The sequence below is a fragment of the Lacipirellula sp. genome (assembly GCF_965279485.1).
GTDB lineage: Bacteria > Planctomycetota > Planctomycetia > Pirellulales > Lacipirellulaceae > Lacipirellula.
The window spans coordinates 2,094,009-2,109,301 of sequence record NZ_CBDIIC010000002.1 but is presented as its reverse complement, the minus strand read 5'-3'; the positions used below and the strand labels follow the sequence as shown (position 1 = coordinate 2,109,301).

At 63.0% G+C, this 15,293-nt stretch carries 14 protein-coding genes; 6 read left to right on the top strand and 8 right to left on the bottom strand.

Translation table 11 applies throughout. The features are described 5' to 3' along the window. The first annotated feature begins 70 nt into the window (after positions 1-70). Positions 71-826, top strand: a complete 756-nt coding sequence (locus ACQY7R_RS16140; protein WP_428306599.1) for a glucose 1-dehydrogenase — start codon at positions 71-73, stop codon at positions 824-826. A 126-nt stretch (positions 827-952) separates the two neighbouring features. Here the strand turns inward: ACQY7R_RS16140 and ACQY7R_RS16135 are convergent, their stop codons facing one another. After that, positions 953-1,534: a hypothetical protein gene (locus tag ACQY7R_RS16135; RefSeq protein WP_428306598.1), complete on the bottom strand. Its 582-nt coding sequence runs from the start codon at positions 1,532-1,534 to the stop codon at positions 953-955. Between the two features lie 3 nt (positions 1,535-1,537). Here ACQY7R_RS16135 and ACQY7R_RS16130 point away from each other — a divergent pair, with 3 nt between their 5' ends. After that, positions 1,538-1,666, top strand: coding sequence for a hypothetical protein (locus ACQY7R_RS16130; RefSeq protein ID WP_428306597.1), 129 nt, complete (start codon positions 1,538-1,540; stop codon positions 1,664-1,666). Positions 1,667-1,925: 259 nt separating this feature from the next. On the opposite strand, the gene ACQY7R_RS16125 is transcribed toward ACQY7R_RS16130, so the two are convergent. From ACQY7R_RS16125 to ACQY7R_RS16110, 4 genes are all read right to left on the bottom strand, one after another. Beyond that, positions 1,926-2,471, bottom strand: a complete 546-nt coding sequence (locus ACQY7R_RS16125) for a hypothetical protein (RefSeq protein WP_428306596.1) — start codon at positions 2,469-2,471, stop codon at positions 1,926-1,928. A gap of 159 nt (positions 2,472-2,630) precedes the next feature. Further along, positions 2,631-3,761 carry a potassium channel family protein gene (locus tag ACQY7R_RS16120; RefSeq protein ID WP_428306595.1) on the bottom strand — a complete coding sequence of 377 codons (1,131 nt, stop codon included), beginning with the start codon at positions 3,759-3,761 and terminating at the stop codon, positions 2,631-2,633. Between the two features lie 97 nt (positions 3,762-3,858). Further along, complete coding sequence (locus tag ACQY7R_RS16115) at positions 3,859-4,152, bottom strand: hypothetical protein (RefSeq protein WP_428306594.1); 294 nt, start codon at positions 4,150-4,152, stop codon at positions 3,859-3,861. Positions 4,153-4,161: 9 nt separating this feature from the next. Further along, positions 4,162-5,169 (bottom strand): zinc-dependent alcohol dehydrogenase family protein, encoded by a 1,008-nt coding sequence (locus ACQY7R_RS16110; protein ID WP_428306593.1) that lies wholly within the window; start codon positions 5,167-5,169, stop codon positions 4,162-4,164. 226 nt (positions 5,170-5,395) lie between these two features. Here ACQY7R_RS16110 and ACQY7R_RS16105 point away from each other — a divergent pair, with 226 nt between their 5' ends. Together ACQY7R_RS16105 and ACQY7R_RS16100 are read left to right on the top strand one after the other, a co-directional pair. Further along, entirely contained in the window at positions 5,396-8,086 is a 2,691-nt protein-coding gene (locus ACQY7R_RS16105; protein WP_428306592.1) for an ATP-binding protein, read from the top strand. 96 nt (positions 8,087-8,182) lie between these two features. Beyond that, positions 8,183-8,662, top strand: a complete 480-nt coding sequence (locus ACQY7R_RS16100; protein WP_428306591.1) for a response regulator — start codon at positions 8,183-8,185, stop codon at positions 8,660-8,662. Positions 8,663-8,845: 183 nt separating this feature from the next. Here ACQY7R_RS16100 and ACQY7R_RS16095 read toward each other — a convergent pair whose 3' ends face one another. From ACQY7R_RS16095 to ACQY7R_RS16085, 3 genes are all read right to left on the bottom strand, one after another. After that, positions 8,846-9,310, bottom strand: a complete 465-nt coding sequence (locus ACQY7R_RS16095; protein WP_428306590.1) for a PA2169 family four-helix-bundle protein — start codon at positions 9,308-9,310, stop codon at positions 8,846-8,848. Positions 9,311-9,528: 218 nt separating this feature from the next. Beyond that, positions 9,529-10,266: a 2'-5' RNA ligase family protein gene (locus tag ACQY7R_RS16090; protein WP_428306589.1), complete on the bottom strand. Its 738-nt coding sequence runs from the start codon at positions 10,264-10,266 to the stop codon at positions 9,529-9,531. Positions 10,267-10,395: 129 nt separating this feature from the next. Continuing rightward, complete coding sequence (locus ACQY7R_RS16085; RefSeq protein WP_428306588.1) at positions 10,396-11,082, bottom strand: hypothetical protein; 687 nt, start codon at positions 11,080-11,082, stop codon at positions 10,396-10,398. 225 nt (positions 11,083-11,307) lie between these two features. Here ACQY7R_RS16085 and ACQY7R_RS16080 point away from each other — a divergent pair, with 225 nt between their 5' ends. Both ACQY7R_RS16080 and hrpB read left to right on the top strand, forming a co-directional pair. Beyond that, on the top strand, positions 11,308-12,048 hold the full coding sequence (locus tag ACQY7R_RS16080; RefSeq protein ID WP_428306587.1) for a 3-keto-disaccharide hydrolase: 741 nt from the start codon (positions 11,308-11,310) through the stop codon (positions 12,046-12,048). Positions 12,049-12,203: 155 nt separating this feature from the next. Beyond that, complete coding sequence (hrpB, locus tag ACQY7R_RS16075) at positions 12,204-14,759, top strand: ATP-dependent helicase HrpB (protein WP_428306586.1); 2,556 nt, start codon at positions 12,204-12,206, stop codon at positions 14,757-14,759. The last annotated feature ends 534 nt before the right edge of the window (positions 14,760-15,293 follow it).

Here is a 15,293-nt window from a genome sequence, read left to right as displayed (position 1 = left end):
TCAACAATCGCGTTGCTCTCCTCTCGCGTGATCGCGGAGGAGGGTAGCTGCGACAATGAGGAGCATTCCGATGTCACAGCAATTGCAGGGCAAAGTTGCGCTCGTTACGGGAGGTAACAGCGGGCTGGGGCTCGCCACCGCCAAACGGTTCGTCGCGGAAGGGGCCTACGTGTTCATCACTGGCCGGCGTCAGGCGGAGCTCGACGCGGCGGTGAAGGAAATCGGTTCGAACGTCACCGCCGTGCAAGGAGACGCGTCGAAGCTGGCAGATCTCGACCGATTGTTCGCCACGATCAAAGAACAGAAGGGGCGGCTCGACGTCGTCTTCGCGAATGCCGGCACGGCCGCGTTCGCGCCGCTGGGGGAGATCACCGAAGAGCATTTCGACACGGTGTTCAATCTAAACGTGAAGGGACTGCTGTTCACGGTACAGAAGGCGTTGCCGTTGATGCCCGACGGCGGTTCGATTGTGCTCAACGCCTCGTTGGTGTCGATCAAAGGCTTTCCGGCATTCAGCGTCTACTCCGCGACGAAGGCGGCGGTGCGGTCGTTCGCGCGCGGGTGGGCTGTCGACTTGAAGCCGCGGCGGATTCGCGTGAACGTTGTTAGTCCCGGCACCGTAGTGACGCCTGGCTACAAGAACAGCTTGAAGCTGACCGATGAGCAAATTCGCGGCATTGAAGCTTCAACCGCCGAGGCTGCGCCTGCAGGGCGTGCCGGTACGCCTGAGGAAATTGCTAACGTCGTGCTGTTCTTGGCGTCTGACGAGAGCAGCTTCGTCAATGGCGTGGAACTGTTTGCCGACGGCGGACAGGGGCAAATTTGAACGACTGCACGTCGTAGCAGAAGTAGAGAGCGCAAAAAAAAATAGCCCCGACCTAGCTAGGTCGGGGCTATTGGCGTTTTCGGTACTTTGGCATTCGCTGCTGTGCGGCTGCAAGTCACTTGCCGACTAGCGGCGTCGCATACGGGTGATCGCCAGCAGGCCGCAGGCGGCGAGGCCAATGGTCGCCGGTTCAGGGACCGCGGTGACGTTGAAGGTGAATTGGTAGCTGAACGGGCTGGTCGTGTCTTGAATCAAGAACGAGTAGGCGCCGCTGGGGAGGGGCGGGGTGAAGCCCGAGCCGAAGCCGACGCCGTTGACGCCGATGTCGGCCAGCAGGTTGGTGCCAATGAGACCGGCGTCGAAGAGGGCGTAGCCCATCAACGTTTCGCCGACGACCCCGAAGCCGAGGCCGGTCGTCCAGGTTGCGCTGTTTTGCAGGCCGACGAACGATTGGTAGCCCAGGTTCGAGTAGGCGTCGAGGTAGAGCGACGAGAGTTGGTGGCCATCGGGGATGGTGAAGCTGATGACGTCGTAGTCGGCGGGCGTGCCGGCGGTGCCCTTAATGACGTTGGCGCCTTCGGTGAAGGCGATCGTCGTCGGAGTGGCGGGGACGCCGGAGATGTCGCCGCTGACCGATTCGTCGTAGTTCGCAGCGGCGGCGATGCCGGGAAGGCACGCGAGCGCAGCCGCAAAGAGGGCTCGGGACACGAAATGCTTCATCTGTTCCTCGTGGTCGTCGTCAATGGAGAGAAGTTTGGCTTTATGTCGCGACAGCGGCCGCGCAGCCAAGCGGCGTTCCAAGTCGCCCGTCGCGCCTCAGCGAGGGGTGAATATTTATGATAAGCCGAAACGGTGTGGAACGCCACGTTTGAGGGGCGGAAAGGTTCTCAAACTGCCCTGCGAACCGGCCGGAATTGGCCTGAGAATAGGATGTCCAAGGCGTTTAGGCTGCAGTGGGCGTCGGCGTGCCGTTGGAGCTTGCGGCAACAATTGGCGGGATTTCTAGCCCCGGGCTCTGCCCCGGGGGTGGCGCTACGCGCGACGGAGCCGACCGGAGTGGAGAACGACCCCCGGGCGGAGCCCGGGGCTAGGGCACCGGCTAGCGGCGGGCTTCCCAGGTGCCGAGAACGCCGACACGCTCGCCGGGGACGTTGCCCCACCGGCCATTGAGAAGTTGCCGGCCATCCTCTGAAACCTCGGCTGAGAACGAGCCGGGAGCGAGGATCTCGGGGTTGTCGGTGTACTTTCCCTCGATGTAGAGCTGGCGCGTCGCGGGATCGTAGGTGGCGGTGACTTGCTCGCGGCCAAGCGTCTGCTGTTGCAGCCGCCATTCGAAGAAGCCAGTCACCTCGATGCGGTCGCCGAGGTCGTGCTGCGACAGAAACCGCAGCGTGCTGCCGGCGTAGTCGTTGCCCTCGTCGTCGACGCTGGAGGTAATCGTCCAGGCGCCGATGGTGAAGTTCGGCGCTCCGTGCGTTGCCGGCACGTCGCGAGTCGCGGCGATGGCCGCGGGTTCGACCGGCTGGCTGCGGTCAGGCAAGAACCACGGGAGCAAGGCGGTGATCAGTGCCGTCACGCCGCTGATGAGCGCTGCGATCACGGTGCCGGAAGCCAACAGCGAACTGCGCGAAGATTGTTCCGACATGCCGACGCTCTCCCCCGATCTCTTGCTAGCAGACAAGGTGCGCATCAGCGCACACGCCTTGCCCCCTGATCGGCGTTCAAGTGCAGAAACTTGAACTTAGCCGCCGGTCAACGACCGGCCGGAGCGAACCAACTTCAGCTTTGCGCCTCAACAGCCCGCCTAACGAAAATGCTCACTCGCCGCTGAGCTCTCCCCCGAAAGCTCATCGAGATGCGGCGCCCGACTCGTCCAGGGACTCGTTTGCCAATTGTCAGCAGTCGGCCGATCGGAAATGAACCGCGGCAAGTGAAGGCGGAAGTAGTCAGCCAGCGCTTGGAGGAACGGTTCGTAGATCGCCTGCAGTTCGCGAAGCTGCGTGATCTGCTCGTCGCTCAGCGGACGATGGGCAAGGCTGAAACAGCGGCGAAGCTCTTCGTCGTTGAGACGTTCGACAGGCGGCTCACGCGGCGGGAGTTGGAACACTAGGCACATATCGACGGCCGCGTGGCGTGCCATCGCGAACGTCAGCCGTGCCCGCAAGCGCGAGCCTTCGATGCCATGCACGAGCAAGAGCGACGCGGCGTCGAGCACGAGCGCAAGCGCGGCGAGCCACGATTGATTGTCGTGTTGCGAGCGGTAGTAGCAGAGAACCGGGAACGAGAGGTGGCTTTCGAGCAGCTCCGCTGACCAGATTTCCCACTCGCCGAGGAAGCGGTCGGTTTCGATCCGCTCGCCCGTTCCGCCGAGGCGCCGCCACAGTTCGTACACCGTCGGCGGCGAACCGGCGCGAGCGTCGAGCAGTGTGATGTTCCGTTCGCGGTTAGAGAAGGCTTGGTACAGCACCGGCAGATAGCCGATCACCACGGCCATGAAGCCGAAGCCAATACCGGCTTCGGAGACGGCGAGCAGCTTGCCGACGTATGTCACCGGGGTGACGTCGCCGTAGCCGAGCGTGAAGAAGGTTTCGCCGCTGTGATAGAGACATTGGCGGAAGTCGCGATTCGACGGCGGCGTGAGCGTGTGGCCGAGCCAATGCAGCAGCGCGAAGCCGGTGACGATGAGCAGCATCCAGCAGATGAATAACCCGAAGAGCGACAGCGGGCCAAAGATGCTGAGGAGGCTTTCGCGCGTACGACCAGTGCGCGGCAAATCGCAGAGTCGGCGCCAGGCGGTCCATGTGACGCGGAAGTAAACCCGCGCGATCCGCAAGCGCCGCGTGACGCGTCGCGGCAGGACGAGCGTTTCAAATGCGTCGTACAGGGCGAGGAAGATCAACGCGAGGCCGAAGAAGGTGCTGAGGTAGAACAGCATAGGCGCCAACGTTGAAGTGAAGCGACGTAGCCGCGGGTCAACGACCCGCCGGAGCGTGTTGCAGGTAAATGGTGGTTAAGGCGAGACGCGAGAACACTCACGGGTCGACGCGTTCCCACGATTCGTCTTCCGAAATTCCCAACGAATGGTAATCGACGCGGCCATCCTCTCCAACCAGCTCGTATTCGAACCAAGGCATGCCATATTCATCAACATGATCAATGGCGACGACTGGATCGAGCGAGATGATTCGCTCCAGCGTATCGGCCGTCCAACCAGCCATCTCCGCGCCGGTTAGAAGTTCTTGTTCGCGCTGGCGAAGATCGCTGTCGGGAACGCGGAGTAAGCGAATGCGATCGCCAGGTTTTAACGTTCGCCAGACTTCAGTCATGAGTACGCCCTAGTATTTCAGCACAATCTTCCCAAAGTGCGAACCGGTCTCCATATGCCGCAGCGCCTCGACGGCTTCGTCGAAGGCAAACGTCCGATCGATCACCGGCTTCAACTGCGCCGTCGTGATCGCGGCATTGAGATGTTCGAACATTTCGCGCGAGCCGACGAAGATGCCTTGCAGCGCGAGCGTCTTCATCAACAGGAACATCGGGTTGACGCCTTCGCCTTGGGCCAGCACGCCGATGACGCCGATCTTGCCGGCGATGCGCGCCGAGGAGATCGATTTGCCGATGGTTCCGGCGCCGCCGACTTCGACGACGTGATCGACGCCGACGCCGTTGGTAAGGCGGAGGACTTCCTTCTCCCACGCGGGATGCGTTTTGTAGTTGATCGTTTCGTCGGCGCCCAGCGCGCGAACGCGCTCGAGTTTCGCGTCGCTGCTGCTGGTGGAGATGACCCGCGCGCCGTGTAGTTTCGCGAGTTGCAGCGCGAAGATCGAGACGCCGCCGGTGCCGAGCGTGAGCACCGTCTCGCCCGCTTTCAGATTCCCGAAGACGACGAGCGAGTTCCAGACCGTGACCGCGGCGCAGGGGAGCGTGGCGGCTTCTTCGAACGAGAGATAGTCGGGGATGCGGACGAGCGACTGTTCGTGGAACGTGCCGACTTCGCGGAGAACGCCGGGGAGATCGCCGGCGCCGAGCGTGGTGCCAGCCTTGGCGGCGTTGTAGGGGCCTTCGAGCCAGCCTTGGGTGAAGATCGGGCAGACGCGATCGCCCGGTTTCCACCGCGTGACCTCGCTGCCGACGGCGACCACTTCACCGGCGCCATCGGAGAGCGGAATCGCGGGGAACCGGGCCTTCGGGTTGTAGACGCCCCAGGCGAAGAGCAAATCGCGGTAGTTGAGCGAGGCTGCGCGAAACCGCAACGCGACCTCTTGGGGGCCTGGCTGCGGCTCGGGGAGGTCGACCCGTTTCAAGCCATCGAGGCTGAAAGATTCGTATTGGAAAGCCTTCATCGTCCGTTTCTCGGCGGTGATGGGTGAGTTGGGCGAAGAGCGCTGTCCCTCGTTTTAGGAAGCGGAGAGCCCATTGTAGCGTTCGGATTGCGCAAAAGTTCTCTAGTGGATAATTGCCAAATATACGAAAACTGGCCGCTACGGTCCCCCAAAATCGCGTCGTCTTGCCGATTGGTCGACCAGCGCCGCAGCCTGGGTTGGTTGTTCTTCATCCGTCGATCTCGCTATGCAGCCGCTTCGACGTTACTCGCTGGTGGAATGGAGCGCTCTCGTCGTCGCCGCGCTGGCGATGTCGCTCGGCGCGACGATGATCATCGCCTGGCTAGCAGGCTATGCCGATCTGCTGCGGTTGGCCAATCCAGGGCCGACGTTGCGATTCAATACGGCGGTGATATTCGCGTTGAGCGGGGCCGCGCTTTTCTGCAGCGTGACGCACCGGCGGCAAGCGGCGACCTGGCTGGCTGGAGCGGCGCTGGCGTTCAGCGGGTTGCACTTCGTCGAAGTCGCCAGCGGGGCGTCCATCGGCATGGAGTCGGTCCTGCACGAGCCGAGCGAGGCGTTGATCAAGCGCGTCGGCGACGGCCGAATGGCTTTGGGCGTATCGCTCTGCTTTATGTTGCTAAGCGTCGCGATTCTCGTGCGAAACTTTCCGCGGTTCGACGTTGCCGTGGCGTCGCTGGCAGGAATCGTCGTCTGCATGTTGGCGCTCGTGGCGTTGAGTCGTTACGTCATGGGAACTGATTTACGCGTCGGTTGGCAGCTGACCACCGGCATGGCGCTGCCGACGGCGGTCGGCTTGTTTTTGCTGGGGGGCGTCGTCGTGGCGATGGCCTATCGCGAAGCGGCGGCGGACGGATCATCGTGGCTGGCTTATCCTGCGTCGTTCGCGCTGGCGGCGGCTAGCGTGCTTGTGTGGCGAGAACTGGTCGACAACGAAACGCTGCAGCTGCGACGGGCGACGGCTGTGGCGGCGGCGGGCTTGCGTCTGCAAGTTCGCGAACAACTTCAGTTACGGCTTCAAGCAGTCGATCGCTTTGCCGATCGTTGGGGAGTGCTCGATCGACCGCAGCAGCGGAAAGATGCGCGGCGGCTGCTCGAAGACTTCGGCGGCATCTTGGCGATCAACTGGATCAATCCCGAACTACGGATAGCTTGGGTTTGTTCCGCCGGCGAACGCGAGGACGTCTTCGGCAAAGTGTTGCCTCCGGGGCCGCGGCATGACGCGGTTGTTCGCTCGCGAGAGACCGGGCAGTTTGCGTTCACGCCTGTGTTGGCCCTAATACACGGCGAATCGGGGTTCATCGGCTACTTGCCGACCGTCGGCAAATCTGGCGACGTGACGGGGTATATCGCGGCGGTGTTTCGCATCGATACGATCCTGGGCGGCTTGGCCGACGACCGTCGGCACGACGCCTACAGCTTTAGCGTCGAAGAAGGCGGGCGGACCATTTTCGCCAGCGCCGACGAAGCGACGGCGGATTCCACTGTCGCCGAATCGACGATGCTCAAGCTCCGCGGACTCGATTGGCGTTTCAAGGTCTGGCCCACGCCGGAGACCGTGGCGCTTCATTACTCGAAGACTCCCGATCTGGCGCTGGCCAAGGGCCTGCTGAGCGCGCTGCTGTTGGCGGCGGCGATCAATATGCGCCAGCGGGCATCGCGACAGACGGCGGAAGCGGAACGGGCGGCGGCGGCCCTGCGAGACAGTGAACAGCGCTTCGATCTCGCCGTGGGCGCATCGCAAGACGGGATCTGGGAATGGCGGACCGACCAGGCTGGCTTCTACGCCTCGGCGCGCTACCGTGAGATTTTCGGCTTCCCGCCCGGCGACGAGAAACTAAGCGTTGAAGAGTGGTTCACCCGCGTCCATTCAAGCGACGTGGCCGAGGTGCGGGCAGCGATTGACGCTCATTGCCAAGACCGCGCTCCGTACGACGTCACCGTGCGTTATCTCACGCTGCATAACCGGTGGATTTGGGTGCGGATTCGCGGACAAGCGGCATGGGACGCTACGGGGCGGCCCTACCGCATGGCAGGGTCGGCGAGCGACATCACCGAGGAACGCGAATCGAAAAAGCAACTGCTCGCCCATGTTGAGGCGATTGCAGGTTCGAATCGAGCCCTCGCCGAAATGGCTGAGGCGGCTCAGGCCGCGGCGATGGCGAAGGCGACGTTTCTGCGCAACATGAGCCATGAGTTGCGGACGCCGTTGAACTCGATCATCGGTTTTTCCACCGGACTGCTGCGGCACGTCGGCGTTCATGGACTCGACGATCATCAGCGAAATCGCATCGAGCGGATCGCCGCGAGCGGACGGCACCTGCTGGCGCTCGTCAACAACGTACTCGACCTTGCGAAGGCCGAGGCGCGTGAGCAAGCGCTGATGATGGAGCCCGTGGATGTTGCGGAGCTGTTCGACGAACTGATTGCGATGACCGAGCCGCTGCTGCAGAAGCGTCCCGGAGTAGAATTTACCGTCGTCGTACCGGACGATTTGGGGACGCCGCTGCTCGACCGGACGAAGTTGAAGCAGGTGCTGCTCAATTTGCTCGCCAATGCGGTGAAGTTCACCGACGCCGGCACGATCACGCTTGCCGCGCGATCGGACGAGGAGAACTGGATCTTCGCAGTGTCGGATACGGGGATTGGGATTCCGTCGCAGGATCAGAGCCGCATCTTTGAGAACTTCGAGCAGGTCCATTCCGCTGGGCGTCATGCGGAAGGAACAGGGCTGGGACTCGCGATTTGCGCGACGTTCGCGTCGGCGATGCAGGGCGAGATTACGCTCGAAAGCCAAGCGGGCGCGGGCAGCACCTTTGCGCTCGTCGTCCCGCGAACGATCGAACTCGAGGAAGAACCCGAACCGCCTGCGTTGCAGCCGACGCTCAGTGCAGAGCAAGCCGCTGCCGATGCCTAAACCAACTGACTACGAATCGACCGCACGCACTGACGACGTTTTCCAACACCGGCAAGCCCACGAAGCCAGCCTGCAACCGACTGCTTGAGCGAAGTGATGAAGACAGTTCTGCTAATCGAAGACAACGACGACAACACCTTGCTGATTGAAGACATCTTTGCGTTTGAAGGGGTTGCTGCGCAGTTGGTTTCGTTCCCCTCGGCGGAAGAGGCGCTGGAGTTTGCAGCGCACAGCCCACCCGATCTTATTTTGATGGATATCGGACTGCCAGGAATGTGCGGTTTGGAAGCGACGCGGCGATTGCGCGCCCACCCAGCGACGTGCAACACGCCCATTTGGGCGGTCACAGCGCGGGCGATGAAAGAAGACGAAGAGGCGGCCCGTCGCGCGGGCTGCGACTTCTACATCACGAAGCCGTTCGACCAAGAAGATCTCGGCTACATGGTGAAGTTCGTCGTCGCGTCGACGATTAGCGACAATCACGTGTCGCCGCCGCAAATTGTCCCGCCGCATTTTTCGCAGGACCGCCGCGAGGCTTCGAACGACGGCGACAACGCAGGACGCCGGCCTCGCTGATAAGTCTGCTACTGGATTCTGCAGTCGTACTGCGCGTACTGGCTAACTATCGAACAACGCGATAGCCGAGGGCGGCTCAATAGCAGGTGGAGCCACCCTCGGCGCACGATGATTTAGCTTGGCCGAAGCGACGGTCTCATCTTCCGTCGCTTCGGCTCATGCCGCATGCGAGGGCGAAGGGGCCTACGCATGGGCGTAGGCGTTTCGCAGGTCGCGAACTTTATCGTGGCCTGCCTTCACCTTCGCATACTGTCGAGTAAGCACGTCGTTGACGGCCGAGCCGGCCGTCTCTTTCAGCACGTCTTCGTACATTTCTTTGATGGCATCCTCGCCGCGCTCGGCTTCGTTGAGGATGACGCTCGCATCGCCGCCGTTGATGGCGGCGCGAACGTCGATCCAAGCTCGGTGAACGGTAGCCGCGAACGAACCGTCGTGCTGCGGCTTCTCGCCGTTGAAATTCACAATTTGCTGCAGCTCAGTGGTGTTCGTGCGGCGTTCGTCGCCGAGCTGCTTGAAGAGGGCAGCTAGTTGCTTGTCTTTCACCTTGTCGGCAACTTCGCAGAAACCCTTCTGGCTATCGATGTTGATCTGAATGAGGTCTTGGACCTTCTCGATCGTTTGCTCGCGGAGGTTATGTTTAGTTTCCATCGCTGCTCACTCCTGTCACTTAACTTGTGGCTTGTCTCGTGCTGGCGTCCTGCATTTTGAGAGAAGCGAACCCCATGCCGAAACTGCGGGCAGACCGGTAGCCGGGCTCTGCCAAGTCGTGACGGGATCGCAGGTTGCAGCGATTTACCGCGGCTTCGGTAGCCACAGGCAAGTGCTTGCGGCGTGGGCGAGTGGAGAACGCCCGTTGGACGAGTTGCTTACTTAGCGACCGGCTTGTCGTCTGGCGACCAGAGTTCGACCGCGGCCGTGCCGTAGTTGCCGAGGTGATAGACGCTCGCTCCGGTGATGCGGAATTTGAACGCGGGGAAGGGGGCCGCGATCAGCCGCTTCACGAATGGCGTGTTGCCGAGGCCGACGGTGACGTGCGGGTTGAAGTTTTTGCCGCTGCGTTCGGGGACGTAGCCGTTGACGTAATCGACGATCGACGGGGCGATGGCGGCTCCGTCGGCGGAGGGGACGAACGCATCGGCGGTTCCTTCGACGGCGAACGGTTCGACCGCGGCGATAATGCGATCTTGCAAGTCGCGGAGCTCGCTCGTCGGCTTGATGACGATGCCGGCGAGACCGAGGTCGCCGACAGGGAGCGAGTAGTAGCCAGTCGCTTCGAGTTCGAGCGCTGTCGGCTTCGCGACGGCGAACACGCGATCGAGTTCTGCCTCGATGCGTGCGAGATCGTCTCGCCGCACGAAGCGTTGGATCGTCGAGATGTGGGGCGTGTGGAGTTTGTCGAGCGAGAAGCCGGCAGGGTAATCTGTGCGGAGCTGCTCGTTCGCCTTCGTGGCGGCGGCGAGCATCGTTTTGTCGGGGTGGAGCAGGACGTCGATGGCGACCACGTCGGGCAGCGGTTGCAGCTCGGCGGCAGGGGCGGCCGCGTTCGCAGCGAGCACGAGCGAGACTACTGCGAACGTTGCCAGAAAACGTTGAAGGGGGTTCATCACATCGCATCCCAGAACAAATTGCGGATCGCCGACTATTCTAGCCCCGGGCTCGGCCCGGGGGTCGCTCACCGTACCGTGGGGCATCGCCTACCGAAATGGAAACCGACCCCCGGGCGGAGCCCAAGGCTAGTATCCGTAGTGGGCCGCCGCGTGCAGCTTCGCCTGCTCTGCTTGATCGAGCCCTTCGATGTGCACTGGATCGAATGCATGGTCGCGGGTGAGATGTTCCCAAAACGTCATGCCGCTGACGTCGGCTTCGGGGACTTCGATCGTCTTGAGCCAGATCTTCAGTTCGTCGGCGTGCAGGCTGCGGAGCCACTTGCTCGGCGGTCGGCCGTGGCGGGCGCGGCGCTTTTCGCTCGGCTCGTGTTCTTCGTGATCGTCTGACGGGGCCGGCGGCGCGACGTCGGCTGATTTCTTCGCCACGTCGGTTGGCTCGGCGCCGTCGGCTAACTTTTCGCCAGCGGCGATTGCTTCTTCGGCCTTGAGCGTCGGTTTATGACGCCTCACCTCGGGTGGGACGAGTTCATCGGCCAGGTAGCCGTCGTTCGCCGGGGCTGCTTCGCCCGTCTCCATGCGAATCGGCGTGGTGACGCCACTGAGACGCCACGCGCCGTCGACGAACGTTTCGCGCTCGAACCAGCGCCAGACGCCGTTGTCGGCGAGCCGCCAGTGGGTTGGCAGCGTTGTCGCGGGCTTGGCGCCATCGCGCATCATCGCGGCGGCGAGTTCGTCGAGGCCGTAGACGCGCAGCCGATCGGCGATGGTGAACAGGCCGAAGCTGAACCAAAACGTGAAGGCGCGGCGATTCATGGCGGGAGCGTGCGGGCAGGACTGGCTGGGGCGACGCGAGCCGCGTCGAATCGCGCCGCAGCGAATTGCGGTGGATTACGCAATTTTAGGTTTGGCTCGGGCGCCGAGATGGTCGAAAGTTGCCGGCAAATCCGTCATAATCGGCGTTCTTCTGCTCGGCTCCGCCATCACGGCGGGGCGTGGCACGTCACGAGTCGGCTTCGGCCGCCAAGCAAAGGGCTTCTCATGTTGCGATTTCGTTCACTGCTTGCCGGCTGCGCCTGGCTGATGTTGGTGGTCTCGGCGGGGCGTGCGGACGACTCGACAGCTAAGGGCTGGATCGAACTGATCGATGGGCCGAAGCTCGACGCTTGGCAAAGCGAACGAAGCGGTTGGACGATCGTCGGCGATGCAAAGCAAGACGCTAAGCAGCCACGGCGGCTCGTCACGCAGCCAGGCGAAGGAGTGCTCGTGAGCGACGGCGATGGGGTGAACTTCCACACGAAGCAACCATTCAAGGACGTGCAGCTGGAGTGCGAGTTCATGATTCCTGAGCGCTCGAACGCCGGGGTGAAGCTCAACGGGCAGTACGAAATTCAGATTCGCGACACGGCGGCGATGAAGGAACTGACCGGCGACATGTGCGGCGGCGTCTATCCGCGGGCGAAGCTCGGTCCGCCATACGCGCACATCGACGAAGGAATCGCGCCGAGCGAGAACGCCGCGAAGCCGGCCGGCGAGTGGCAGACGCTGAAGCTGACGTTTTACTCGCCGCGGTTCGACGCCGCCGGCAAAAAGGTGACGAACGCGCGGTTCGAGAACGTGGTGCTGAACGGCAAGCAAGTTCACGAGCGGGTCGATCTCAAACATCCGACCGGGGCCGCTTGGAATCTGGAACCTGAAGTCGCTGAAGGAGGGCTGATGTTGCAAGGCGACCATGGGCCGGTGGCGTTTCGGAAGATTCGGGTGAAGGAGTTGGCGGAGTGAGGGGAGAAGTGGCGTAGGTGAGTAGATGTCTAGGTGATTGAGTAGGGGCTACAATCACCTAGTCGTCTCGGCACTTACTCACCACTCGCATCGCCGCGCGTCCTGCAAGAGTATCCACCCTCGTCTAATCTTCCCCCGCCGCGAAACGTCCCTTCATGAGCAACTCGCCTTCTGTTGACTGGCTGGCCGAGTTGCCGGTAGCGAGCGCGTTGCCGCGGATCGTCGCGGCGTCGCGGGGTGGGGCGGTCGTGGTGACGGCGCCGCCTGGTTCGGGCAAGACGATGCTCGTGCCGGCGGCGGTGCTCGATGACCTGCCCGCGGGACAGAAGGTCGCGCTCATCCAGCCGCGGCGATTGGCGGCGCGGGCGGTCGCCCGGCAGATCGCGCGGTTGCGCGGCGTGCGCGTTGGCGGCGAAGTTGGCTACTTGGTCCGCTTCGATGCCTGCGTCAGTCGCGAGACGCGGCTCGTCGTCGAAACGACCGGCATCATGCTGCGGCGATTGCTCGATGACATCGAGCTCGCAGGGATTGGCGCCGTCGTGCTCGACGAGTTCCACGAGCGGACGATCGAGATGGATCTCGTGCTGGGGCTGCTGTTGCGCGTGCGGCAAACGTTGCGGCCCGATCTGCGGATCGTCGTGATGAGCGCGACGCTCGCCGCCGAGCCAGTGGCGCGGTTGCTAGGCGATTGCCCGATCGTGCATGCCGAGGGGCGGCGGTTCCCGGTGAGCGTTCGCTACCAACGCCGCGGTGAGCAGCGTGAACTCCCCGATCTCGTCGCGGCGACCGTGCCCGAGGCGCTGCGCGACACCGACGGCCATCTGCTGGTGTTTCTCCCAGGCGTGGGCGAGATCATGCGGTGCGAGGCGACGCTCGCGTCGCTGGCCGAGCGGCAAGGCTTTGCACTACTAAAATTGTTCGGCGATTTGCCGCCGGAGGAGCAGGATCGGGCGCTGCTCGACACGGGGCAACGGAAGATTATCCTCTCGACGAACGTTGCCGAAACGTCGCTCACCATTCCGGGCGTGACGGCGGTGATCGACTCGGGCCAAGTGCGGCAGTTGCGCGTCACGCCGGCGACGGGTTTGCCGCGACTGGAACTGACGCCGATCTCGCAAGCTTCGGCCGAGCAGCGGGCAGGGCGCGCGGGACGAACGGCGCCCGGCGTTTGCTGGCGGTTGTGGGAAGAGGCGTCGCATCGGCATCGCCCTGAAGCAGACATTCCCGAGGCGCTTCGCAGCGATCTGGCGGAGCCGCTGTTGCAGTTGTTGGTGCTGGGGGAGAGCGAAGAGTTTCCGTGGCTCGACCCGCCGCCGAGCGAAGCGGTGGAGAACGCGCGGCGATTGTTGCACATGCTTGGGGCGATCGATGCGGAGAATCGCGTGACGCCGCTCGGCAAGGAACTCTCCCGCTTGCCGGCGCATCCGCGGTTAGGGCGGTTGCTGCTCGCCGGGGCGCATCACGGCGTGCTGCGTGAAACATCGATCGCGGCGGCGCTGCTCTCGGAGCGTGATCCCTTCCGTACGGCCGACCAAGGGCGGCGCGGGCCGCGCGATCATCAATCGGTGCGAACCCGGTCGGACGTGGTTGATCGCGTCGCGGCGCTGCAGGCATTTCACGGCGGGATGCGACTCACGGATCCAGCGCTCGAACTTCACCACGGCGGCGCTCGCAATGTGCTCCGTTCGGCAGAGCAGCTTTATCGGCTGGTCGACAGGGAACTCGCACCGCGCAGCGAAACGCCGGAACTAAGTTTGATGCAGGCGTTGCTCGAAGCGTTTCCTGATCGGCTGGCGAAACTACGGGGCGGGACGCAAGATCGGGCGACGATGGTTGGCGGCCGCGGCGTGCGGCTCGATGGCGGCTCGCGCGTGCGAGGCGAGACGCTCGTGCTGGCGATTGATCTCAACGATGCCGGCGGCGAAGCGCGGGCACGATCGGCGTCCGCCGTCGAGCGAGAGTGGTTGCCCGAGGAGTTGCTCGAAACTCGTGACGAGCTGTTTTACAACCCGACGCGCGGGCAGGTGGAAGCCCGCTCGCGCACCTACTGGAGCGATCTTCTTCTTGAGGAGACGCCGGTGGCGATCAGCGATCGCGTGGCAGCAGGGGAGATTCTAGCAAGGGAAGCGAGGCCGCAGCTCGATCGGTTTTTGCCGTCGCCCGATTCCGCGGCGGGAAGTTTTTTGGCGCGAGTCCGCTGGCTGGCCGAATCGCTACCCGAGTTGGAATTGCCGCGGTTCGACGCCGAAGAGCTCGCGGCGATGTTGCCGGAAGTTTGCGTCGGCTTGCGGTCGCTCGACGACATTCGCACCGCCGACTGGCTCTCGCGGTTGCAGCAGGAAGTTGGCTACGAGCGGATCGCGGAGATCGAACGCTTGGCGCCGCGGGAGTTCGAGCTCACGAACGGCAATCGCCACCCGCTGACGTACGAGCCGGGCCGGCCGCCGATGTTGGCGGTGAAGATTCAAGAACTCTTTGGCGTCCGCGAAACGCCGCGCGTCGGCGGCGGCCGCGTCGCGGTGTTGTTGCACCTACTTGGCCCCAACCGCCGGCCGCAACAAGTGACGGCCGACCTCGCCAGCTTTTGGGCAAACACTTATCCCGAGGTGAAGAAAGAGCTGCGGCGGCGCTACCCGAAGCATGCGTGGCCGGATGATCCGCTGGCGGTGCAAGCGACGCGGTCGGGGTTGAAGCGGGATATGAAGGAGTGAGGTGACTGGTGATTGGGGGACGAGACGCGTGCGGGGTGAGCAGCGTCAAAGCCTCCGAACTAGCGAAGCATCACCTTGCTGGAGGCAAGCGTGATAAGAGTTTGAAGCTAGGGCCAACTACGCGACCTACTTCCAGGGCGGGAAGCTTCATAGTCTCTAGTTGTTGCATGAGTTGGTGGAAGCCGCTTCGGTCTAACGCGGGGCTAAGCGGTATCAGATATCCGATGTGGCTTACTTCCGGATCTCCGTAGCAAAGGCTTACATGCCGTGCGAAGGGATGAAGGCGTTTCCCGCCGATCCAAGGAATCTGAGCCCATTCAACCTCCGTATCTCCAACAGTTACTCCGGTACTGTCTATTTGCACATTTATTGTGAGAGCTCGACGCCATGCACGAATGTGTCGAGCGCCGGCCCATCCGAGTACGGCGCCAATTGGAATGAAAAATAGCGCAAATAGGAGCGAGTGCAGGGACGTCCCCTCCGCTTCAACTACTGCCGCACCCGCCATAGCAAGTGCAACGCAAACGATAATGA

Excerpts from the sequence above, each read along its gene's own strand:
- ACQY7R_RS16140 (WP_428306599.1), top strand. The coding sequence starts at position 71 with ATGTCACAGCAATTGCAGGGCAAAGTTGCGCTCGTTACGGGAGGTAAC.
- ACQY7R_RS16130 (WP_428306597.1), top strand. The coding sequence starts at position 1,538 with ATGCTTCATCTGTTCCTCGTGGTCGTCGTCAATGGAGAGAAGTTTGGC.
- ACQY7R_RS16125 (WP_428306596.1), bottom strand. The coding sequence starts at position 2,471 with ATGTCGGAACAATCTTCGCGCAGTTCGCTGTTGGCTTCCGGCACCGTG.
- ACQY7R_RS16120 (WP_428306595.1), bottom strand. The coding sequence starts at position 3,761 with ATGCTGTTCTACCTCAGCACCTTCTTCGGCCTCGCGTTGATCTTCCTC.
- ACQY7R_RS16115 (WP_428306594.1), bottom strand. The coding sequence starts at position 4,152 with ATGACTGAAGTCTGGCGAACGTTAAAACCTGGCGATCGCATTCGCTTA.
- ACQY7R_RS16110 (WP_428306593.1), bottom strand. The coding sequence starts at position 5,169 with ATGAAGGCTTTCCAATACGAATCTTTCAGCCTCGATGGCTTGAAACGG.
- ACQY7R_RS16105 (WP_428306592.1), top strand. The coding sequence starts at position 5,396 with ATGCAGCCGCTTCGACGTTACTCGCTGGTGGAATGGAGCGCTCTCGTC.
- ACQY7R_RS16100 (WP_428306591.1), top strand. The coding sequence starts at position 8,183 with ATGAAGACAGTTCTGCTAATCGAAGACAACGACGACAACACCTTGCTG.
- ACQY7R_RS16095 (WP_428306590.1), bottom strand. The coding sequence starts at position 9,310 with ATGGAAACTAAACATAACCTCCGCGAGCAAACGATCGAGAAGGTCCAA.
- ACQY7R_RS16090 (WP_428306589.1), bottom strand. The coding sequence starts at position 10,266 with ATGAACCCCCTTCAACGTTTTCTGGCAACGTTCGCAGTAGTCTCGCTC.
- ACQY7R_RS16085 (WP_428306588.1), bottom strand. The coding sequence starts at position 11,082 with ATGAATCGCCGCGCCTTCACGTTTTGGTTCAGCTTCGGCCTGTTCACC.
- ACQY7R_RS16080 (WP_428306587.1), top strand. The coding sequence starts at position 11,308 with ATGTTGCGATTTCGTTCACTGCTTGCCGGCTGCGCCTGGCTGATGTTG.
- hrpB (WP_428306586.1), top strand. The coding sequence starts at position 12,204 with ATGAGCAACTCGCCTTCTGTTGACTGGCTGGCCGAGTTGCCGGTAGCG.